Below are 20,200 nucleotides of genomic sequence, written 5' to 3' on the forward strand. Positions count from 1 at the left end.
TCAATCATCGACATGAAAACATCTATCTGGCCTTGCTAAAATTACTGCGTGAACAGCCGCTTTGATCGCGTTTGCTTCCTAAGACCCTTTTGAATATAGTCAAAACCGTATTTATCATCTCGTCGCTACGAATACTAATCCAGCATTTATTACGAAAGTCGCGCAATAAATCCTTTCGCGGATAATGACTGATTTGGTCAAAGTCGCAGTAGCGGGTTTTATTGCTTGCCGTCGCTGTATTACGAAAGAGGCAGTACATAGAAGCAGCTATTGCCCATTCACCCGCTCGCGCAGTTCTTTGCCGGGTTTAAAGTGCGGGCTGTATTTGGCGGGCAGTTGCACCGCTTCGCCGGTTTTGGGATTACGCCCCACTCGTGGCTTGCGATAGTGCAGCGAAAAACTGCCAAAGCCACGCACTTCAATACGCTGACCCTTTGCCAAGGTTTGCGACATCTGCTCTAGCAGTGCATGCACGGCTTGCTCAATCTCATGGCCGTTTAAGTCTTTTAGTTCTCCGCAGCTAGAAAGCTGCTTTATCAACTCCGATTTGGTCATCTTTAGTCTTCCTATTTTCCTTTATATTTCAAATAGCTGCCTAACCCGCGAGCATTTTGGCCTTTTACACCAGAGCGCGAAAAGAAACAAGACGGGTAAACAAAAAGCCCTCTCACACGGAGTGGGAGAGAGTAAGCCAAAAACAACAAAGGCGACCCGAAGGTCGCCTTTGTCTTTAGCCTGCGCTAAACCCTCTTAGCTTTGGCTTTCCATCTGTGCACGAATCAAATCACCGATGGTGGTAGGCCCTTTGACTTCAGGCTCCTGCTGGCGCAGTTGCTTGATGGCGTCTTTTTCTTCGGCGACATCTTTGGATTTCACCGACAGGTTAATCACGCGCGATTTGCGGTCGATATTGATGATTTTGGCTTCCACCTCGTCACCGACATTAAGTGCATTACGCGCATCTTCGACCTTGTCTCGGCTGATTTCCGAGGCTTTGAGTACGGCTTCAACGTCTTCGGCAAGGCTGATAATCGCGCCTTTGGCATCGACTTCTTTGACCGTGCCGCGAACGATGGAGCCTTTGTCGTGTCCGGTCAGGTAGGCGGTGAACGGGTCACCCGCCAGTTGTTTGACCGACAGCGAAATGCGCTCGCGCTCGGGGTCTACCGCCAAAATCACGGTATCCAGCACGTCGCCTTTTTTCATGCGGCGTACGGCTTCTTCGCCCGGCTCGTTCCAGGAAATATCGGACAGGTGAACCAGTCCGTCGATACCGCCTTCCAAACCGATAAACACGCCGAAGTCGGTAATTGACTTGATGCTGCCGCTGATGCGGTCGCCCTTGTTGTGGCGGGTGGCGAAGTCTTCCCACGGGTTGACTTTGCACTGCTTGATGCCAAGGGAGATGCGGCGGCGTTCTTCGTCGATGTCGAGCACCATTACCTCGACTTCATCGCCCAACTGGACAACTTTCGACGGGTGGATGTTTTTGTTGGTCCAGTCCATTTCGGACACGTGCACCAAGCCTTCCACGCCCTCTTCGAGTTCGGCAAAGCAGCCGTAGTCGGTCAGATTGGTGATACGCGCCATCATCCGAGTGCCTTCCGGGTAACGCGCTTTGAGGGCAACCCAAGGGTCTTCGCCAAGCTGCTTGAGACCCAAGGATACGCGGTTGCGTTCGCGATCGTATTTAAGGACTTTAACTTCCAGCTCGTCGCCGACATTGACCACTTCGGACGGATGCTTGACGCGCTTCCACGCCATATCGGTGATGTGCAGCAGGCCATCGACACCACCCAAATCGACGAATGCACCGTATTCGGTCAGGTTTTTCACCACGCCTTTGAGCTGCTGGCCTTCTTGCAGGGATTCGAGTAGCGCTTCGCGTTCAGCGCTGTTTTCCGCTTCCAATACACTGCGGCGCGACAGCACTACGTTGTTGCGTTTTTGATCGAGCTTGATGATTTTAAATTCGAGTTCTTTGCCTTCCAGATGGAGGGTGTCGCGTACCGGACGCACATCCACCAAAGAACCGGGCAAGAACGCGCGGATACCGGCCAAATCGACCGAGAAACCGCCTTTGACTTTGCCGTTGATAATGCCCTTGACCACTTCTTCGCCGTTGTGCGCGGCTTCCAGCACAATCCAGGACTCGGCGCGTTTGGCTTTCTCGCGTGACAGTTTGGTTGCACCAAAGCCGTCTTCGACCGCATCCAACGCTACATGGACTTCGTCGCCGATCTTGATGCCGAGCTCGCCTTGTTCGTTGTAGAACTCGCTCAGCGGGATAACGCCCTCGGACTTTAAGCCACTGTCAACCGTGACCCAGTCACCATCAATATCCACCACGGTGCCGCTGATAATGGAGCCTTGGCGCATATTGATGGGTTTAAGGCTTTCTTCAAAAAGTTCTGCAAAGCTTTCGCTCATGTTGTTTCCTGATAGGTCAAGGGCGGCGAACCGCCTTGTTTGCGCCACATTCCAGCCGATGTGGGGTTGTTTTTTAAAAAAGCGGTGCGCGGCTTGGCTGGTTTGCTTTGCACTGCCGTTAGGTTTAAGCCAGCTTGCGCGTGGTAAGCTGTCTTAGGATTTGCTCCAGCACCTGATCAATAGTCAGGGCGGTGGAGTCCAACTGAATGGCATCGACAGCGGGTTTTAACGGCGCTACAGCGCGTTCGCTGTCGCGTTTGTCGCGCTGCTTGATTTCATCCAGAAGACCGTCAAGAGTAGCAGTAACACCGGCTTGCTTCAACTGTAGATAGCGGCGGCGGGCGCGCTCTTCGGCGCTGGCGGTTAAAAAGATTTTAAGCGGCGCATCGGGGAATACCACTGTACCCATATCACGACCATCGGCGATAAGCCCCGGACTTTGCCGAAAATCGCGCTGTCTTTGCAGCAGTGCGGCGCGTACTGCGGGCAAGGCGGCGACGATGGAAGCGGCACTACCCATCTGTTCGGTACGAATGGAGTGGCTGGCGCTTTCGCCATCTAACAAGATGTCGGCGCTTTGCTCTTTGCTTGCGGGGATAAAGCGCACATTTAAACGCCCAGCGAGTTCGGCCAACGCCGCTTCATCGGCAAGGTCCACCCCTTGCTTTTGCGCGGCCAGTGCCAGCAGGCGATAGAGTGCGCCGGAATCGAGCAAATGCCAGCGCAAACGCTCGGCCAGCCGTCCGGCAATGGTGCCTTTGCCCGAACCGCCCGGGCCGTCGATGCAGATCACCGGCGCAGTCATAGGTTGCCCTCGACTTCAATGCGCATACCGGCCTGCTGCGCTAAATCCACAAAGCCCGGGAAGGAGGTCGCCACATTGGCGCAGTCGTGAATACGAATGGGCCGACTGGCTCTAAGCGCGGCTACCGCAAAGGACATGGCAATACGGTGGTCGCCGTGCGCCCAAACTTCCCCGCCGCCAATGGTTCCACCTTCGATATGCATGCCGTCTTCGGTAGGCGTTGCACTAACGCCCAAGGTTTTAAGGCCGTCGGCCATCACTTGGATGCGGTCAGATTCTTTGACCCTAAGCTCCGCCGCGCCGCGCAAAACGGTGCACCCACTGGCGCAGGCGGCGGCGATAAACAGTACCGGAAACTCATCAATCGCCAGCGGCACTAGCTCTTCTGGAATATCAATGCCGTGCAGCTTGGCGCTGCGTACACGAATATCGGCGACCGGCTCGCCACAGAGTTCACGCGGATTTTCCAGTGTAATATCCGCGCCCATCAGCCGAAGGATGCGAATAACCCCGTCGCGCGTCGGGTTAATGCCGACTTGTTCGAGCAATACATCCGAGCCATCTGCAATGCTGGCGGCGACCATAAAAAAAGCGGCGGAAGAAATATCGGCCGCAATATCGATAGCGCTGCCGCGCAGGCGGTGACCGCCTTGCAGCCTGATTTGTCGCCCTTGCACCTCAAGCGGCCAGCCCAAGCCACGCAGCATGCGTTCGCTATGGTCGCGCGTCGGCGCAGGTTCAGTGACGCAAGTGGTGCCTTCGGCGTACAGACCGGCGAGCAGCAGGCAGGATTTGACCTGGGCGCTCGCCATGGGTAGCCGATAATCCAACCCACGCAGCTTTTGCCCACCTTTTATATGCAGCGGCGGACGGCCATTGGCTGCGCTTTCAATCACCGCACCCATCTGCCTAAGCGGCTCAACCACGCGGTTCATCGGGCGCTTGGAGAGCGATGCATCACCGCTTAAGGTCAGGTTAAACGGCTGCGCGGCAAGCAGTCCCGCGAGTAGCCGCATAGAGGTGCCGGAATTGCCCAAGTACAGCGGCGCGTGAGGCGCTTTTAGCCCGCCTAGCCCTACGCCCTGAATGTTTACCCGGCCATTGTCCGGGCCTTCAATCTGCACGCCCATTGCGCGAAACGCCTGCAAGGTGGCAAGTGCGTCTTCACCTTCAAGAAAGCCGTTAATCTCGCTCGCGCCTTCGGCAATTGAACCCAGCATGATGGCGCGGTGGGAGATGGATTTATCGCCCGGCACGCGCAGCTTTCCGCGCACAGCGCCGCCCGGCTCACTCAGGAAAATCAGTTCGTTATCAAGCATTTAAAAGTTACTCAAGACTTACTGGGTAGGAAAAAGTGGTTCGCGCGCGGCTTTGGCGCGGCTGAACAGGTCAAACAGATGCTGACCGTCTCGCTGCTCAAGCGCCGTGGTTAAATTATCCAGCGCCACGCGAAAACCTTGCAGTTCGGCCAGCAGACAGCTGCGGTTGGCAAGCGCAATATCGTGCCACATCAGCGCGTCACTCGCGGCAATGCGCGTGACATCGCGCAGACCTCCGGCGGCAATGCGGCTGCTGAGCAAGTTGCGCCGCGCGAGTTCATCGGTCAACACAAAAGCCAGCATATGCGGCAGATGGCTGGTCGCCGCCAACACTTCATCGTGCTGCTGCGCCGTCATTGGCTGCACCTCGGCACCGAGCGCCTGCCATAACCATTGAATGCGTTCCAGAGCCAAGGCATCGGTTTCTGCAGTGGTCGTTAAAATCACCGAACGGCCTTGGAACAGTCCAGCATCAGCGGCCATCGGCCCGCTTTTTTCTGAACCGGCAATCGGGTGCCCGGCCACAAAGTGGGGTGGAATTTCACCAAAAGCCGCTTGCACCGCATCCAGCACCGGGCGCTTGGCGCTGCCGACATCGGTGATCACGCAGTCTTTTAGCTCAAGCGCCGCTAATTCCTTAAGCAACGCAGGCATGGCCGACAGCGGCACAGCCAGCACAATCACATCCGCGCGCTCTTGCAAGGCGGCTTTAAGACTGGCGCAGCAGCGGTCAACCAGCCCTTGCTGCAAGGCAGCCGCGCGGTGCTCAAAGCTTTGCTCTACGCCAATAATTTGGCCAAATAGCCCAGCCTTGCGCAGGCCCTTGGCAATCGAGCCGCCAATCAGCCCCAAACCCACGACAACCAAGCGCTCAAGCATGCGCCAGCACCTCGCCAAGCGCCTCCAAGAAACGCGCGTTTTCGGCGGGCGTGCCGATGGAAACACGCAAAAAGTGCGGCATGCCGTAGGCTGCGAGCGAGCGGACAATCACCCCGCGTTGTAATAAGGCGCGGTCAATAGGAGCGGCTTCGCGGGCAAAATCGATGGTAATAAAGTTGGCTTTGGACGGTAGCGTTGTGAGCCCCAGCTGATTCAGCCCGGCCTTTAACTGCCTCATGCCTTGCGCGTTGGTTTCAATGCTGCGCTGCAAATGGGCGCTATCGTCAAGCGCTGCGATTGCGGCGACTTGCGCCAGCGTATTGACATTAAAAGGCGCGCGTACCCGATTAAGCACGTCTGCAATATCCACCGAAGAAATCCCGTAGCCAATGCGCAGCCCGGCGAGGCCAAAGGCTTTGGAAAAAGTACGCAGCACCAGCAGGTTGGGATGGTGCGCCAGCCGTTCCAAACCGTCCGCCAGTTCGTGATCGGCGTACTCGATATAGGCTTCATCCAGCACCACCAAAACAGACGGCGGCACTTGGTTTAAAAAATCCTCAAGCGCCGCACGGTTAAACCAAGTGCCGGTCGGGTTATTCGGATTGGCGATAAACAGCACGCGGGTTTGCGCGTCAATCGCGGCGAGCATTGCGGGCAAATCATGCCCGTAGTCTCTTGCCGCAACCATTCGGCCTTCTGCGCCTACCGCTTGTGTCGAAAGCGGATAAACGGCAAAGGCGTACTCGGAAAATACCGCATTAAGGCTAGGGGCAAGAAAGGCACGCGCGACGAGTTCCAGCAAATCATTGGAACCGTTGCCCAGCGTGATTTGCAAAGGCGAAACCTGATAACGCGCAGCAAGCACCTGCTTTAAGGCAAAACCTGAGCCATCGGGATAACGCGAAAGCTCCGCGGCTGCGGCGCTAATCGCCTGCGCCACTTTAGCTGACGGGCCAAGCGGGTTTTCATTGCTGGCGAGCTTGACGATGGACGACTCATGCAGCCCCAATTCCCGCGCCAACTCAGAGACCGGCGTGCCTGGCTGATAAGGCGCGAGTTTCTGCACCCCCGCCACGGCCAGCCGCAGAAAATCCCCACTCATGCCGCCCTCCTTAAGCCACTGCCAAAAGCGGGCATCTTCCCACACTTTGCCGCTACGCCCAACTAAGGGTTCAACTTAAGGCATGATGATTTCACAGGGTTTAAAGACTGTTTGATTCCGCTTGCGCGTCAGCCGTTTTGCCGCGAAAAACCAGCGCGTACCACAGCACCAGCAGCCCTAAAAAGGGAATACCGAATATCAGCGTCATTTTAAAAACGTCGGTAAACCAGGTGGTCATCATGATCGCCAGCATGGCTAGCGCGCCCAGCAGGGTGAGAAAGGGAAAACCTGCCATGCGGAACGAAAGCCGGGCGTTGCCTGCGGCCTCCCAGGCACGGCGGAAAAACCAGTGGGTGACGAAAATCATCATCCAGGTGAACATGGCACCGAACATGGAAATCGCCATCATCAGCGTGAACGAGTTGGCCGGGTAGAGCACCTTGAGCACGACGGCAACGGCCACGCCGCTGCTGGACAGTGCCAGCGCACCCAGCGGCGTGCCGCGCGACGAGAGTTTACCCAGTGCTTTGGGCGCATGCCCGGCGCAGGACAGGCTAAACATCATGCGTGTAGTGATGTAAAGCATGCTGTTCATGGCCGACAGTGCGGCGACCAGCACGACAAAGTTGATGACGCCTGCAGCAAAGGGGATGTTGACCGCCTGCATGACCGCCACAAACGGACTGCCTTCACTGGGCTGGTTCCACGGCACGATGGCCACAATCAACGAGAGTGTGAGCAGGTAGAAGATGACCAGACGCGCCATGGTGGCGCGAAAGGCCTTTTTCACCGCCGCTTCCGGGTTTTCGGCCTCGCCTGCCGCCACCGCAATCATTTCGATCGACAGATAACTGAAGATGGAGATGATGACCGCAACCCACATGCCCCAGGCACCGTTGGGCATAAAGCCGCCGTGCGCGGTGTAGTGCTGTGCACCGTACTGCGGGTTGCCCCACACCACGTACGCGCCCAGCACGATAAAGGCGATGATGGCACTGACCTTGATGGTGGAAAACCAATATTCCACCGTGCCAAAGGTTTTGACGCTCATGGCGTTGACGAAAATCAGCGCACCGGAAAACAGCACCATCCATAGCCAGCCGGGCACGTCTGGGAACCAAAAGCCCATGTATTCGCCGACCGCGGTCACATCCGCGCCCACCACCAGCACGATGCACGACCAATAGCTGTAGCGCACCAGAAACCCGGCCAGCGGGCTGATGTAATGCTCGGCGTAGGCACCGAACGAGCCGGAGGTGGAGTGCGCCACCGTCATTTCCGCCAGACAACCCATCAGCAGCAGCGCAATCACCCCGCCTATGGCGTAGCTCAAAATGACCGAAGGGCCGGCAAAGCCGATGGCAAACTTGCTGCCCAGGAACAGCCCCGTGCCAATGGCACCGCCAATGGCAATCATGCTCATTTGTCCGGCGGTCAAGCGCCGGTTCAAGCCTTTCTCACGGTCGGCAATCTGGCCAAATGCTGTATTGGTACTCATGGGTTGCTCCTGATTATTATTGGATTGATTGAAACATTGCGCTTTGGCTCGCTCAGGTCACTGCGTTGCGCTGTTTAAATTCTGGCTTGTCCCAGGCTTTACTATCGAGCACCTCTTTGAGGATTTCCACCGCGTCCCACAGATCGGCGTAGCCAAAGTACAGCGGCGTCAGACCAAAGCGCAGGATTTGCGGTTCGCGGTAGTCGCCAATCACGCCGCGGGCAATCAGTGCCTGCATCACGGCGTAGCCCTCGGGGTGCAGAAAGCTGACGTGGCTGCCGCGCCTTGAGTGCTCGCACGGGGTAGCCAGTTCCAGCGGATGCCCGCCGCAGCGCTGTTCGACCAGACGAATGAACAAATCACCCAGCGCCAGCGATTTTTGTCGCACGGCGCTGGTACCCGCTTCCAGCGCGATATCCAGTCCGCATTCGACCAGCGCCAGCGACACCATAGGCTGCGAACCGCACATGTAGCGGCGGATGCCTTGCGCCGGTTCGTAGCGGGTGGCCATGTCGAACGGGCGTTGATGCCCCCACCAACCGGACAGCGGCTGTTGAAAATCCTTGACGTGTTGCGGTGCCACCCAGATAAAAGCGGGCGAGCCGGGGCCGCCGTTCAAATATTTATAGGTGCAGCCCACGGCAAAATCCGCACCTGCTGCGGACAAATCCACCGGCACGGCACCGGCTGAATGCGCCAGATCCCAGAGGGTCAATGCGCCGCAAGCGTGCGCTTGGTTGGTGACAGCGGCCATGTCGTGCATGGCTCCGCTGCGATAGTTGACGTGCGAGAGCAGCACCACGGCCACCGTCTCATCCAGCGCTTGCTCCAGCGGTAAATCGTCGTCCGCCAGGCGCATTTCGTAGCCCTGTTGCAGCAGGTCGATCAGCCCCTGCACCATGTACAAATCAGTGGGGAAGTTGTCGCGCTCGGACAGGATGATGCGGCGTGTCGGGTGGCGATCTTGTTGAATCTTCAAGGCCGCCGCCAGCGCTTTAAAAATGTTCAGCGAGGTGGTGTCCGTGACCACCAGTTCACCGGCCTTGGCACCCAGCAACCCGCCCAGCTTGTCGCCCAGCCGCGCGGGCAGGTCAAACCAGCCGGCGCTGTTCCAACTGCGTATCAAACCGTTGCCCCATTCTTGGCTGATGACCTGCGCCGCCCGCCCGGCAGCGGTACGCGGCAACACGCCCAGCGAATTGCCGTCCATGTACAACACGCCCGCAGGCAGGTCAAAGCGATCCTTGAAATGCGCCAGCGGATCCTGGCGATCGGCAGCAACGCAGTCTTCGCGGTTGTTCATGCGGGTTTCCTTCTTGGGTTGAGTATCAAGGCAAATGATACCCGCGCCGAATGGATAAAAATTGCAAAATTTGGCGGCATTTACCCTGGCATGCGCAATTTAATTGCAAGGCAAGCGCATTTTAAGCGTTGCGATACATTGCTGGCCGAAAAATATACTGTATCATCCTGCTGCCCTGCCCCAATTTTCACATTGCTCTTGCCATGAACCTAGACGCCATCGACCAGCGCATTCTTTACTGTCTACAGGAAAACAGCCAACTGACTAATCAGGAGTTGGCCGAGCGCGTCGCCCTCTCGCCCTCGGCCTGTTTGCGGAGGGTTCGCTCACTGGAAGAGTCCGGTGTCATACGCGGCTATCGCGCCGTACTGGATGCGGAAAAATTGGGTTTTGATCTTGAAGCCATTGTCCACGTCTCGCTGGATCAGATGCGCCCCAACTGGCACGAACAGTTCATCGCAGGCATTGCCCCGCACGACGAAATTACCCAGGCCAGCATCGTTACCGGCACCTCCAACTACATCCTGACCGTACGCACGCGCAACATGACGTCTTTTTCGCAGTTTATCGAACAGAAACTGGTGAAGATCCCCGGCGTGCGCGACCTGTGCTCAAACATCGTCATGCGCAAGATCAAGGATCGCAGCGGCATGCTGCCGCTGACCGGGCGGGGTGATGGGTGATGGGTGATTTTGGGTGCCGCTATCGCCGAAATACATCGAAATAGAGCGTTAATTGAAATCGTCGGCGAGCCCCCGTTACCCCCAGCGCTCCTTCAACTGATGCCAAAGCATCCCCAGCGCCAATAAAGGCGAGCGTAAGTGTCTGCCGCCGGGGAAGGTCATATGCGGAACTTGAGCGAACAGGTCAAAACCTTGGCTTTGCTGCCCGCTGATGGCTTCTCCCAGCAGGCGGGCGGCGAGGTGCGTGGCATTAAGGCCATGTCCGGCATAGGCTTGGGCGTACCAGAGATTGGGCTGGCCGCGCAGCTTGCCAATTTGTGGCAGGCGGTTGGCACCGATGCCGATCATGCCGCCCCAGGCAAAGTCGATATTGACCGCTTCAAGTTCAGGGAAAACCTTGAGCATTTTCGGGCGCATATAGGCGGCGATGTCTTTGGGGTCACGCCCTGAATAATGGCAAGCGCCACCAAATAGCAGCCGGTTATCGCGCGAAAAGCGAAAATAATCCAGCGCAACCCGTTGGTCGCAGAGGGCGCGGTTATTGGGGATTAGCCGCTTAGCCAACTCCTCGTTCAAAGGTTCTGTTGCAATCACATAACTGCCGGCCGGTAGCACTTTGCCCGCCAGTTGTGGCTCAAGCTCGCCCAAATAGGCGTTGCAGGCGAGCACCAGATACGTGCAGCGCAGTTGGCCGGTTTTTGTGTGTACGCACAGTGTGTTGCCGTAGTCGATTTTTTCCACAGGCGACTGTTCATGCAGCCTGACGCCCAGCGAAGCGGCCGCCGCCGCTTCACCCAAGGCAAGATTAAGCGGATGCAGATGCCCGCTGCCCGCGTCAATCAGTGCGCCTGCGTAGTGATTGCAATCGACCACTTGCGCCATATCCTTAGCTTCGACGATGTGTAATGGATGCCGATAGCCCAGCGCCTCCAGTTCATCACGTTCGTGAAGCAACTCAGCAAAGCCGCGCGGGGTATTGGCAAGGTCGGCGTAACCCCAGGCTAAATCGCAGTCGATGGAAAAACGCTCGATACGCTCGCTAACAATATCCACCGCCTGCAAGCCCAGTGTTTTAAGCGTTTTTACGCCCTCTTCGCCCAAGCGCTTATGGAACTGGTCGAGGTTATGCCCTACCCCACGGATAAGCTGCCCGCCGTTGCGCCCGCTGGCGCCCCAGCCGATTTTGTGCGCCTCCAACAGACAGACGGAAAACCCGCGTTCGGCCAGTTCAATAGCCGTGTTAAGGCCAGTAAAGCCGCCGCCGATAATGCCGATATCGGCGCGTTGTTCGCCTTCAAGTGCAGGAAAATCAAGGAAAAGGTTTTGGCTGGCGGCGTACCAGGACGGAGCGTGGATGGCGTTATTCATAAAACTCACTCAGGGATGGGCAACGACAAGGTTTCCTTGACTTCTTCCATCACGATATAGGATTTGGATTCGCGCACGTGCGGCAGTTTCAGCAGGATGTCGCCCAACAGTTTGCGGTAGCTGGTCATCTCGTTGATGCGGGCTTTAATCAGATAGTCAAAGTCGCCAGAGACCAAGTGACATTCCTGCACATCCGGCAATTTGAGCACAGCGCGGCGGAACTCTTCAAAAATATCGCCGGATTTGTGGTCCAAGTTAATTTCCACAAAGACCAGCAGGCGGCTTTGCAGGTGCTGCGGGTTAAGGCGGGCGCTGTAACCCAAAATCACCCCTTCGCGCTCCATGCGTTTGACCCGTTCGGTACAGGGCGTGGTGGAAAGCCCCACGCGCTCGCCGAGCTCGGTAAAGGACAGGCGGGCGTTTTCCTGCAACAGGCGCAAGATGCTGCGGTCGATTTTATCCAGCTCGCGGCGGCGTTGGTGTTGGGTTCGCATGTTTGTTCGGTGGGCAGGCTGTTGTTCGAGAATTGTCACCAAATAGGTGGTTAACAATAGCAAAAATCACTGGCTTTGTCTCTTTATACTGGCGCATATTCGCGTGCTGCATTTAAGGAGATAAAAAAATGCGCGTTATGGTTCTAGGCGCTGGCGTGATTGGCACAGCCAGCGCTTGGTATTTGGCGAAAGCCGGTTTTGAAGTCACAGTGATTGACCGCGCCGAAGCGGTGGCGATGGAAACCAGCTTTGCCAATGCCGGGCAGATTTCCCCCGGCTACGCCTCGCCTTGGGCCGCGCCCGGTGTGCCGCTTAAAGCCATCAAATGGCTGCTGCAAAAACATGCACCGCTTGCCATCCGGCCCACCGCCAGCATCCATCAATATCTGTGGATGTACCGCATGCTGCGCAACTGCACCGCCGCCCGCTATGCGCAAAACAAAGAGCGCATGGTGCGTCTGGCCGAATATAGCCGCGACTGTATGGATGAACTGCAAGCCGAAACCGGCATTGCCTTTGAAGGACGCAAGCTCGGTACCACGCAACTGTTTCGCACCCAGGCGCAACTGGACGCGGCGGGCAAAGATACCTCCGTGCTTGAGCGTTCCGGCGTGCCTTACGAATTGCTTGACCGGGACGCTATCGCCCGTGTGGAACCGGCGCTCGCCAAGGTCGCGCACAAGCTGGTCGGCGCACTGCGCCTGCCCAATGACCAGACTGGTGACTGCCAGATGTTCACGCGCAAACTCGCCGAAATGGCGGCCAAAGAGGGCGTGGAGTTTCGCTTTAATCAGTCCATCGACCATATCGAGGCAAGCCAGGGACGTATCGACGGCGTATGGATTGGCGGCAAACTCGAACGTGCCGACTGTTATCTGGTCGCCCTCGGCAGCTACAGCCCCGCCCTGCTCGCTCCGCTTGGCTTGAAACTGCCGATCTACCCGCTTAAGGGCTATTCGCTCACCGTACCCATTAGCAATGCTGAAATGGCGCCGACTTCAACCATTTTGGACGAGACCTACAAGGTCGCCATTACCCGTTTCGATGAGCGCATCCGCGTCGGCGGCATGGCGGAAATCGCCGGATTTGACCTCTCGCTTAACTTAAAGCGCCGCGCCACGCTGGAAATGATTACCCGCGACCTTTATCCAGAGGGCGGCGACCCGGCCAAGGGCGAGTTCTGGACCGGCCTTCGTCCGGCAACGCCAGACGGCACGCCGATTGTCGGCGAAACGCCGTTTAGCAATCTGTTCCTTAATACCGGCCACGGCACATTGGGCTGGACGATGGCAGCAGGCTCTGGTCGCTATCTGGCCGACTTGATCGCCAAACGCACGCCCAAAATCAGTACCGATGGACTTTCCATCTTCCGTTACGGCTCTCACCCATTCCAAGGACAACCGGTCAATGAGCAACATCCAGCGCCTGCACACTGAAACCCGCTACAGCGAAATCGTTATCCATAACGGCACGGTTTATCTTGCCGGACAACTGGCCGATAACTTAGATGCCGATATTGCAGGACAAACCCACGAAACGCTTGAAAGCATCGAACGCCTGCTGATAGAGGCAGGCAGCGATAAATCGCGGATTTTATCGGCCACTGTCTATCTAAAAGATATGGCCGCTGATTACGCCGCGTTCAATGCACTTTGGGACGCTTGGCTTGTTCCCGGCACAGCGCCCGCACGCGCCTGTGTTGAGGCACCGATGTACAGCCCGAAAGTACGGGTGGAACTGTCCATCATCGCCGCGGTAAAAAACTGATGCGCCCTGCCCGTGCCTTAATTGACCTTGCCGCGCTGCGCCACAACTACCAGCTTGCCCGCGAGATTTCCGGCGCAAAAGCGCTCGCCGTGATTAAAGCCGATGCTTACGGACATGGCGCCGTGCAGTGCGCCAAAGCCTTGCAGGATAAAGCGGACGGCTTTGCCGTGGCCTGTATTGAAGAAGCGCTGGAGCTGCGCGAAGCCGGTATCAGCGCGCCCATTTTGCTGCTTGAAGGCTTTTTTGAGGCCAGTGAACTCGCGCTTATCCAGCAGCATGATTTTTGGTGCGTGCTACACGCCAATTGGCAGCTTGAAGCCGTTCTAAAGACGCCACTAAAACAACCGCTTAACCTTTGGCTGAAACTCGATTCGGGCATGCACCGCGTAGGGCTTTGCCCCACCGACTACCACCACGCCTGGCAGCAACTTATCCAAAGTGGCAAAGCGGCAAAGCTGACTAAAATGAGCCACTTTGCCCGCGCCGATGAACCGGACTGCGCACGTAGCCGCGAACAATTCGAGACCTTTGCGCAAGCAACCGAAGGGCTTAGCGGCGAGGTCAGCCTGCATAACTCGCCCGCCACGCTTGCCTGGCCTTCCTTTAAAAGCGACTGGGTGCGCCCCGGCATCATGCTCTACGGCGCAACACCCTTTGCGCAGGCGCAATCACAAGCCGCGCGGTTGCAGCCGGTGATGACGCTCGAATCAAAAATCATCAGCGTCCGTGAACTGCCCATTGGCGAGCCGGTTGGCTACGGCGGGCGCTTTGTCAGCATCAAACTCACGCGCGTGGGCGTGGTCGCGCTGGGTTATGCCGACGGCTACCCAAGGCACGCCCCCAACGGCACGCCGGTCGCCATCGACGGCAAGCCAAGCCGTCTGATTGGCCGCGTCTCGATGGATATGCTCACCGTCGATTTAACCGACTTACCGCAAGCGGGGCTTGGCAGCCGTGTAGAGCTTTGGGGTAAACAGGTACCCGCCAGCGAAGTGGCACAATACGCGCAAACCATCCCTTACCAGCTTTTTTGCAACCTTAAACGGGCGGTGCGGGTTTATGCGACAAACTGACGATACCGCTTAGCCAAGCGGGCAAGCTATACTTGCCCGCCCGCAAGACCTGATACTGCGGATAACAAACCAGCACAGCCGCCCATAAAAGGTGTCACCGTGAAGCCAACCCATAAACTACTGAGCGCCCTGCTTGCCGCTTCGGCGCTCTATATCGCAAGCGCACAGGCCGTAACCAATGACGATATTGCCGCCCGCATCAAGCCGGTAGGCGAAGTGTGCATTGCCGGACAAGAATGCAAAGGTATCGAAGTGGCCGCGGCCGCAGCGGGCGGCGGCGCGGCAAAAACGCCAGAATCCATCGTCGGCACCTACTGCGGCACTTGCCACAATATCGGCCTGCTCGATGCGCCCAAAGTCGGCGATACCGCCGCTTGGCAAAAACGCGCCGATGAACAAGGCGGGCTTGACGGCCTGCTCGCCAAAGCGATTTCCGGTGTAGGCGGCATGCCGCCCAAAGGCACTTGCATGGACTGCTCGGATGACGACCTCAAAGGCGCCATCCAGCATATGTCGGGGCTGTAAGTTCCCTTTTTACCCTCTCCCATAAATGGGAGAGGGTGCACCGATTTGCTCCCCTCGCCCGCTTGTGGAAGGTGGCTGGGGGAGAGGGTAAATCAGTTACAAAGCTTCCTCACCCGCTCGGCCAATTCATCGGCGTACTGGCCTATTTGCACGGTGTTTTCCCCCTCGACCATCACCCGTATCAAAGGCTCAGTGCCGGATTTTCGCAGCAGCACGCGGCCTGTGCCTTGCATTTGCTGCTCGATTTTTTCGCAAGCGGCTTGTAGTTCTGGCGAGATGGCAGGATGGGCGCAACGCACATTGCGCAGCGCTTGCGGGCATTTGCTCAGGCCGCGTTTGGCTTGATCCAGTGTCTGCCCACTGTTTTGCAGCGCTCGCAGCACTTGCAAGGCGGCGATAATGGCGTCACCTGCCGTGCTGTGTGCAAGACACAGGATATGGCCGGAATTTTCCCCACCCAATTGCCAGCCGCGCGATTTCAATTCTGCCGTCACATAGCGGTCGCCGACTTGAGCGCGGGCAAAGGGGATGTTCAGCCGTTGCAGCGCCCGTTCCAGTCCTAAATTGCTCATCTGTGTGCCGACTACGCCGCCTTGCAGCTTGCCGCGTGCCTGTAAATCGCTGGCGATAATAAACAGCAGCTCGTCGCCATCGACCTTCTCGCCCGTGCGGTCAACCATCAGCACGCGGTCGGCATCGCCGTCAAAGGCAATGCCGATGTCGGCTTTTTGCGCGATCACCGCCTGTTGCAGCGCGGAAGTAGAGGTAGAGCCGCAGTCTTTGTTGATATTAAGCCCATCGGGTTCGGCAGCCATCAGCGAAACCTGTGCACCCAGTTCCCGAAATACGCTAGGGGCGACCTTGTACGCGGCGCCGTTGGCACAGTCGAGCAAGAGTTTCAGGCCAGAAAAGCGCGTACCGGACGGCACGCTACTTTTGCAGAACTCGATATAGCGCCCGGCGGCATCGACAATACGCGAAGCTTTGCCGAGTTCAGACGAATCGACCACCGTCATCGGCACATCGAGCAGTGCTTCAATGCGCTGCTCGATGTCATCGGACAGCTTGCCGCCGTCGCTGCCGAAAAACTTGATACCGTTATCGGTAAACGGATTGTGCGAGGCGCTAATCACAATGCCCGCCTGTGCGGCAAAAGTGCGCGTTAAATAGGCAATCGCGGGCGTAGGCATGGGACCTAAAAACTGCACGTCCGCACCGGCGGCGGCAAGCCCTGCTTCCAGAGCAGATTCAAACATATAGCCGGAAATGCGCGTGTCCTTGCCAATCAGCACCCGGCAACCCTGCTCGCCGCGAAAGGCCATGCCGGTCGCCCAACCCAGCTTGAGGACAAATTCCGGGGTAATCGGAAACTGCCCGACCGGCCCGCGAATGCCATCGGTGCCAAAGTATTTTCTGCTCATGGTTTAACCTTGTTGATTATTGCTGTTTTTTAACTAGTCTGCATTTTGCACCGCTTCGAGCATGCGCAGCACATCGACGGTTTCCGCCACATCGTGCACGCGCACAATGGCCGCGCCTTTGATCACCGCAAGCGCCGCCAGCGCGAGGCTACCGTACAGCCTGCCGTCTACCTCGCGCCCCAGGGTTTGCCCAATCAGGCTTTTGCGCGAAGCACCGACCAGTAGCGGCAGTCCCAGCCCGTGCAGCATTTTCAGGTGCTTAAACAAGCTGAGGTTGTGTGCCAAGGTTTTCGCAAAGCCAATACCCGGATCAATAGCCAAGCGCTCGCGGGCGATACCGGCGGCAGTACAGGCGGTGACGCGCTCTTTCAGAAAGGCTTTGATTTCGCCCAATAAATCATCGTAATGCGGATGGTTTTGCATGGTGCCCGGCTCGCCTTGCATGTGCATCAGGCAAACGCCAAGGCCACTGTCCGCCGCCGCCTGCAACGCGCCTTCGCGGCGCAAGGCGCGGACATCGTTAATCAAGGACGCGCCCAAACGAGCGGCTTCACGCATCACCGCGGGCGTGCTGGTATCGACTGAAATCAGCACATCCAAGTGCGCTCTGATAGCCTCTATCACCGGCAAGACCCGCTCTAACTCTTGCTGCTCCGTCACCGGCACGGCGCCCGGACGGGTGGATTCGCCGCCTACGTCAATCAGCGCCGCACCGGCTGCCGTCATCGCTTCGGCTTGGCGCAGTGCATCATCGAGGCGATTAAAACGCCCGCCGTCGGAAAAAGAATCCGGCGTGACATTAACAATGCCCATCACTTGCGGGCGGGATAAATCCAACCAGCGCTTGCCACAAAGCAGGCGCTGGTTTAGTGCGGATGCTGCCAAGGTTTATAGACCGGCAGCAGGACCGGCAATCGGTTTTTGCGGCATATTGCCACTACCCTCGCCGCTTGCGGCAGGCGGCGGCATATTGTTGCTGCCATCCGTCCAATCACGCGGCTCGCGCACGGGTCGTCCGGCCATGATGTCGTCCACTTGGTCGGCATCGATGGTCTCGTATTTCATCAGCGCCTGCGCCATTGCTTCGAGTTTATCGCGGTTTTCGTGCAGCAGGCGTTCGGCGGTGGCGTAGCAGTCATCGACGATGCGACGCACTTCTTCGTCAATCAGTTTGGCGGTCGCTGCCGAAAAGTTGGGACGCTGGAAGCCTTGGCCATCGTCCTCATTGCCGTACAAAAGCGGCCCGAGTTTTTCTGACAAGCCCCACTGCGTCACCATATTTCGCGCCGTTTTGGTGGCGCTGACAATATCGCCCGATGCGCCGGTGGTAACGCCTTCTTTACCCAAGGTCATTTCCTCGGCAATACGCCCGCCAAAGGCGATGCAGATATGGCCGATAAGCTGCCGACGCGAGCGACTGTGACGGTCGCCTTCCGGCAGGAACTGGGTCACGCCCAAGGCGCGGCCACGCGGAATAATGGTGACTTTGTAAACCGGATCGGTCTCTGGCATCAGTTTGCCGACAATGGCGTGACCGGCTTCATGATAGGCGGTGTTGAGTTTTTCTTTTTCGGACATAATCGCCGATTTGCGTTCCGCGCCCATCAGGATTTTGTCGCGTGCCTGCTCGAGTTCTTTCATCTCGACCAAACGCTTGTTGTTACGCGCGGCAAACAGCGCGGCCTCGTTGACCAGATTGGCCAAATCCGCGCCGGAAAACCCAGGCGTACCGCGGGCAATCACCGAGGCTTGCACATCCTCGCCCAGCGGTACTTTTTTCATGTGGATTTTGAGGATTTGCTCACGCCCACGCACTTCCGGCAGGTCAACCACGACTTGGCGGTCAAAACGCCCCGGACGCAGCAGCGCAGTATCCAGCACGTCGGGGCGGTTGGTCGCGGCAATCACGATAATACCGTCGTTGGCTTCAAAGCCGTCCATCTCGACCAGCAACTGGTTCAGCGTTTGTTCGCGTTCATCATTGCCGCCAGAAACACCCGCACCACGATGACGACCTACCGCGTCAATTTCGTCGATAAAGATGATGCAAGGCGCATGTTTTTTCGCCTGCTCGAACATATCGCGCACACGCGAGGCACCCACGCCGACAAACATCTCGACAAAGTCCGAACCGGAAATGGTGAAAAACGGCACCTTGGCTTCACCGGCAATGGCTTTGGCGAGCAAGGTTTTACCGGTTCCCGGCGGGCCTACCATCAGCACGCCACGCGGAATGCGCCCGCCAAGGCGCTGGAATTTGCCTGGGTCACGCAAAAACTCGACCAGTTCGCCCACATCTTCTTTGGCTTCATCACAACCGGCGACATCGGCCAGCGTGGTTTTAACCTGGTCTTCCGATAGCAACCGCGCACGCGAGCGGCCAAAGCTAAGCGGGCCACCCTTGCCGCCAAGGCCGCCCATACCGCCATTCATGCCGCGCATAAAGTACATAAATACGGCAATGATAATCAGCACTGGAAACACCGAGAGGGCAAGCTGCACCCAGAAACTCTGCCGCTCCGGCAACTTGCCTTCGACCAGCACGCGATTATTGATTAAATCGCCAATCAGTCCGGGGTCATCAATCATCGGGCGGATGGTGGTGAAGGCTTTGCCGTCCGTGCCAATGCCGCTGATGGTCAAACCTTCAATGCTGACCTGGCGCACATCACCATTTTTAACCTGCTCGATAAACTGCGAATAACTCATGTTCTGCGCTTGTTCAGGCGTGGAAAAGTTATTCATCACGGTGACCAATACGGCGGCAATTATCAGCCAGAGAACCAGGTTTTTTGCCATATTATCCAATGCGTTACCCTCTTAGAACGGCTCAAGAGCGCGTAACCAAAGCGCTTTTGGGCAAACTGATACGAAAGTCTACTATATCCATGCGATTAACGGCGGGAGCTACTTGTTACCTTTTACCACGAGCCAGCAAGTATTGTTCGCGCGAACGCGAGCGCGACGGCAAGGGTTTGCGCATCAGCACCCTGCTAAATTCGCCACGAACCTGCTGTAAAAACTCATCAAAGCCTTCACCTTGAAAGACCTTAAGCAACATATCGCCACCCGGACGCAATACCTTAGTAGCAAAATCCAGCGCCAATTCACACAGATACATGGCGCGCGGCTGATCGGCAGCGCGAACCCCGCTTAAATTCGGTGCCATATCGGACAGGACAAGGTCTACCGCGCGACCATCCAATAGTTCAAGCAACTGATTAAAAACGGTTTCTTCGGTAAAGTCGCCTTGGATAAACTGCACATCAGGCAAACTCGCCATCGGCAAAATATCTGATGCAATCAGCAGCCCACTGCTGCCAATCACGCGGCTTGTGACTTGCGACCAGCCGCCGGGCGCGGCACCTAAATCGAGCACACAAAGACCGGGCCGCAAAATACGGTCTTTTTCTTGAATTTCCAGCAGCTTATAACTCGCCCGCGAACGAAAACCGTCCTGCTGCGCCTTTTTGACCCAAGGGTCATCAAAATGTTCTTTAAGCCAGCGCGAACTAGATTTGGAGCGAGCCAAG

At 57.2% G+C, this 20,200-nt stretch carries 17 protein-coding genes and 1 pseudogene; 5 read left to right on the top strand and 13 right to left on the bottom strand.

Features of this window, described 5'->3' with window-relative positions:
• Nucleotides 1–267 precede the first annotated feature (267 nt).
• The 7 genes and pseudogenes from AXE65_RS05150 to kynU form a co-directional block, all read right to left on the bottom strand.
• Nucleotides 268–555: an integration host factor subunit beta gene (locus tag AXE65_RS05150; RefSeq protein WP_068389034.1), complete on the bottom strand. Its 288-nt coding sequence runs from the start codon at nucleotides 553–555 to the stop codon at nucleotides 268–270.
• 195 nt (nucleotides 556–750) lie between these two features.
• Nucleotides 751–2,430 carry a 30S ribosomal protein S1 gene (gene rpsA, locus AXE65_RS05155; RefSeq protein WP_068389036.1) on the bottom strand — a complete coding sequence of 560 codons (1,680 nt, stop codon included), beginning with the start codon at nucleotides 2,428–2,430 and terminating at the stop codon, nucleotides 751–753.
• Between the two features lie 124 nt (nucleotides 2,431–2,554).
• Complete coding sequence (cmk, locus tag AXE65_RS05160; RefSeq protein ID WP_068389038.1) at nucleotides 2,555–3,235, bottom strand: (d)CMP kinase; 681 nt, start codon at nucleotides 3,233–3,235, stop codon at nucleotides 2,555–2,557.
• Nucleotides 3,232–5,433, bottom strand: a pseudogene (locus AXE65_RS05165) (bifunctional prephenate dehydrogenase/3-phosphoshikimate 1-carboxyvinyltransferase). The gene cmk and the pseudogene AXE65_RS05165 overlap by 4 nt, the downstream one beginning before the upstream one ends.
• Nucleotides 5,426–6,535 (bottom strand): histidinol-phosphate transaminase, encoded by a 1,110-nt coding sequence (hisC, locus tag AXE65_RS05170; protein ID WP_068389041.1) that lies wholly within the window; start codon nucleotides 6,533–6,535, stop codon nucleotides 5,426–5,428. The pseudogene AXE65_RS05165 and the gene hisC overlap by 8 nt, the downstream one beginning before the upstream one ends.
• Before the next feature lie 100 nt (nucleotides 6,536–6,635).
• The gene (locus AXE65_RS05175) at nucleotides 6,636–8,033 is read right to left on the bottom strand and encodes an amino acid permease (protein WP_068389044.1); all 1,398 of its coding nucleotides are present in this window, start codon (nucleotides 8,031–8,033) and stop codon (nucleotides 6,636–6,638) included.
• Between the two features lie 52 nt (nucleotides 8,034–8,085).
• Nucleotides 8,086–9,336 carry a kynureninase gene (gene kynU / locus AXE65_RS05180; RefSeq protein WP_068389048.1) on the bottom strand — a complete coding sequence of 417 codons (1,251 nt, stop codon included), beginning with the start codon at nucleotides 9,334–9,336 and terminating at the stop codon, nucleotides 8,086–8,088.
• Nucleotides 9,337–9,539: 203 nt separating this feature from the next.
• Between kynU and AXE65_RS05190 the strand changes: the two genes are divergently transcribed.
• The gene (locus tag AXE65_RS05190; protein ID WP_068389054.1) at nucleotides 9,540–10,019 is read left to right on the top strand and encodes an Lrp/AsnC family transcriptional regulator; all 480 of its coding nucleotides are present in this window, start codon (nucleotides 9,540–9,542) and stop codon (nucleotides 10,017–10,019) included.
• A gap of 75 nt (nucleotides 10,020–10,094) precedes the next feature.
• Here AXE65_RS05190 and AXE65_RS05195 read toward each other — a convergent pair whose 3' ends face one another.
• Both AXE65_RS05195 and AXE65_RS05200 read right to left on the bottom strand, forming a co-directional pair.
• The gene (locus tag AXE65_RS05195; RefSeq protein WP_068389057.1) at nucleotides 10,095–11,387 is read right to left on the bottom strand and encodes an NAD(P)/FAD-dependent oxidoreductase; all 1,293 of its coding nucleotides are present in this window, start codon (nucleotides 11,385–11,387) and stop codon (nucleotides 10,095–10,097) included.
• A gap of 5 nt (nucleotides 11,388–11,392) precedes the next feature.
• The gene (locus tag AXE65_RS05200; protein WP_068389092.1) at nucleotides 11,393–11,881 is read right to left on the bottom strand and encodes an Lrp/AsnC ligand binding domain-containing protein; all 489 of its coding nucleotides are present in this window, start codon (nucleotides 11,879–11,881) and stop codon (nucleotides 11,393–11,395) included.
• A 128-nt stretch (nucleotides 11,882–12,009) separates the two neighbouring features.
• Here AXE65_RS05200 and AXE65_RS05205 point away from each other — a divergent pair, with 128 nt between their 5' ends.
• The 4 genes from AXE65_RS05205 to AXE65_RS05220 all read left to right on the top strand — a co-directional run bounded on the left by AXE65_RS05205 (nucleotide 12,010) and on the right by AXE65_RS05220 (nucleotide 15,246).
• Entirely contained in the window at nucleotides 12,010–13,317 is a 1,308-nt protein-coding gene (locus tag AXE65_RS05205; RefSeq protein WP_068389059.1) for a D-amino acid dehydrogenase, read from the top strand.
• Entirely contained in the window at nucleotides 13,289–13,648 is a 360-nt protein-coding gene (locus AXE65_RS05210; RefSeq protein WP_068389063.1) for a RidA family protein, read from the top strand. Before AXE65_RS05205 ends, AXE65_RS05210 begins: the two co-directional genes overlap by 29 nt.
• Entirely contained in the window at nucleotides 13,648–14,721 is a 1,074-nt protein-coding gene (gene alr, locus AXE65_RS05215) for an alanine racemase (protein ID WP_068389065.1), read from the top strand. The genes AXE65_RS05210 and alr overlap by 1 nt, the downstream gene beginning before the upstream one ends.
• Before the next feature lie 99 nt (nucleotides 14,722–14,820).
• Nucleotides 14,821–15,246 carry a c-type cytochrome gene (locus AXE65_RS05220; protein ID WP_068389067.1) on the top strand — a complete coding sequence of 142 codons (426 nt, stop codon included), beginning with the start codon at nucleotides 14,821–14,823 and terminating at the stop codon, nucleotides 15,244–15,246.
• A gap of 92 nt (nucleotides 15,247–15,338) precedes the next feature.
• Here the strand turns inward: AXE65_RS05220 and glmM are convergent, their stop codons facing one another.
• The 4 genes from glmM to rlmE form a co-directional block, all read right to left on the bottom strand.
• Entirely contained in the window at nucleotides 15,339–16,667 is a 1,329-nt protein-coding gene (glmM, locus tag AXE65_RS05225) for a phosphoglucosamine mutase (protein WP_068389072.1), read from the bottom strand.
• A gap of 33 nt (nucleotides 16,668–16,700) precedes the next feature.
• Nucleotides 16,701–17,552: a dihydropteroate synthase gene (gene folP / locus AXE65_RS05230; RefSeq protein WP_068389074.1), complete on the bottom strand. Its 852-nt coding sequence runs from the start codon at nucleotides 17,550–17,552 to the stop codon at nucleotides 16,701–16,703.
• Nucleotides 17,553–17,555: 3 nt separating this feature from the next.
• Complete coding sequence (ftsH, locus tag AXE65_RS05235) at nucleotides 17,556–19,466, bottom strand: ATP-dependent zinc metalloprotease FtsH (RefSeq protein ID WP_068389079.1); 1,911 nt, start codon at nucleotides 19,464–19,466, stop codon at nucleotides 17,556–17,558.
• A gap of 115 nt (nucleotides 19,467–19,581) precedes the next feature.
• Nucleotides 19,582–20,199 carry a 23S rRNA (uridine(2552)-2'-O)-methyltransferase RlmE gene (rlmE, locus tag AXE65_RS05240; protein ID WP_068389081.1) on the bottom strand — a complete coding sequence of 206 codons (618 nt, stop codon included), beginning with the start codon at nucleotides 20,197–20,199 and terminating at the stop codon, nucleotides 19,582–19,584.
• Between the last annotated feature and the right edge of the window lies 1 nt (nucleotide 20,200).

Source organism: Ventosimonas gracilis (assembly GCF_001580025.1).
Classification (GTDB): Bacteria; Pseudomonadota; Gammaproteobacteria; order Pseudomonadales; family Pseudomonadaceae; genus Ventosimonas; species Ventosimonas gracilis.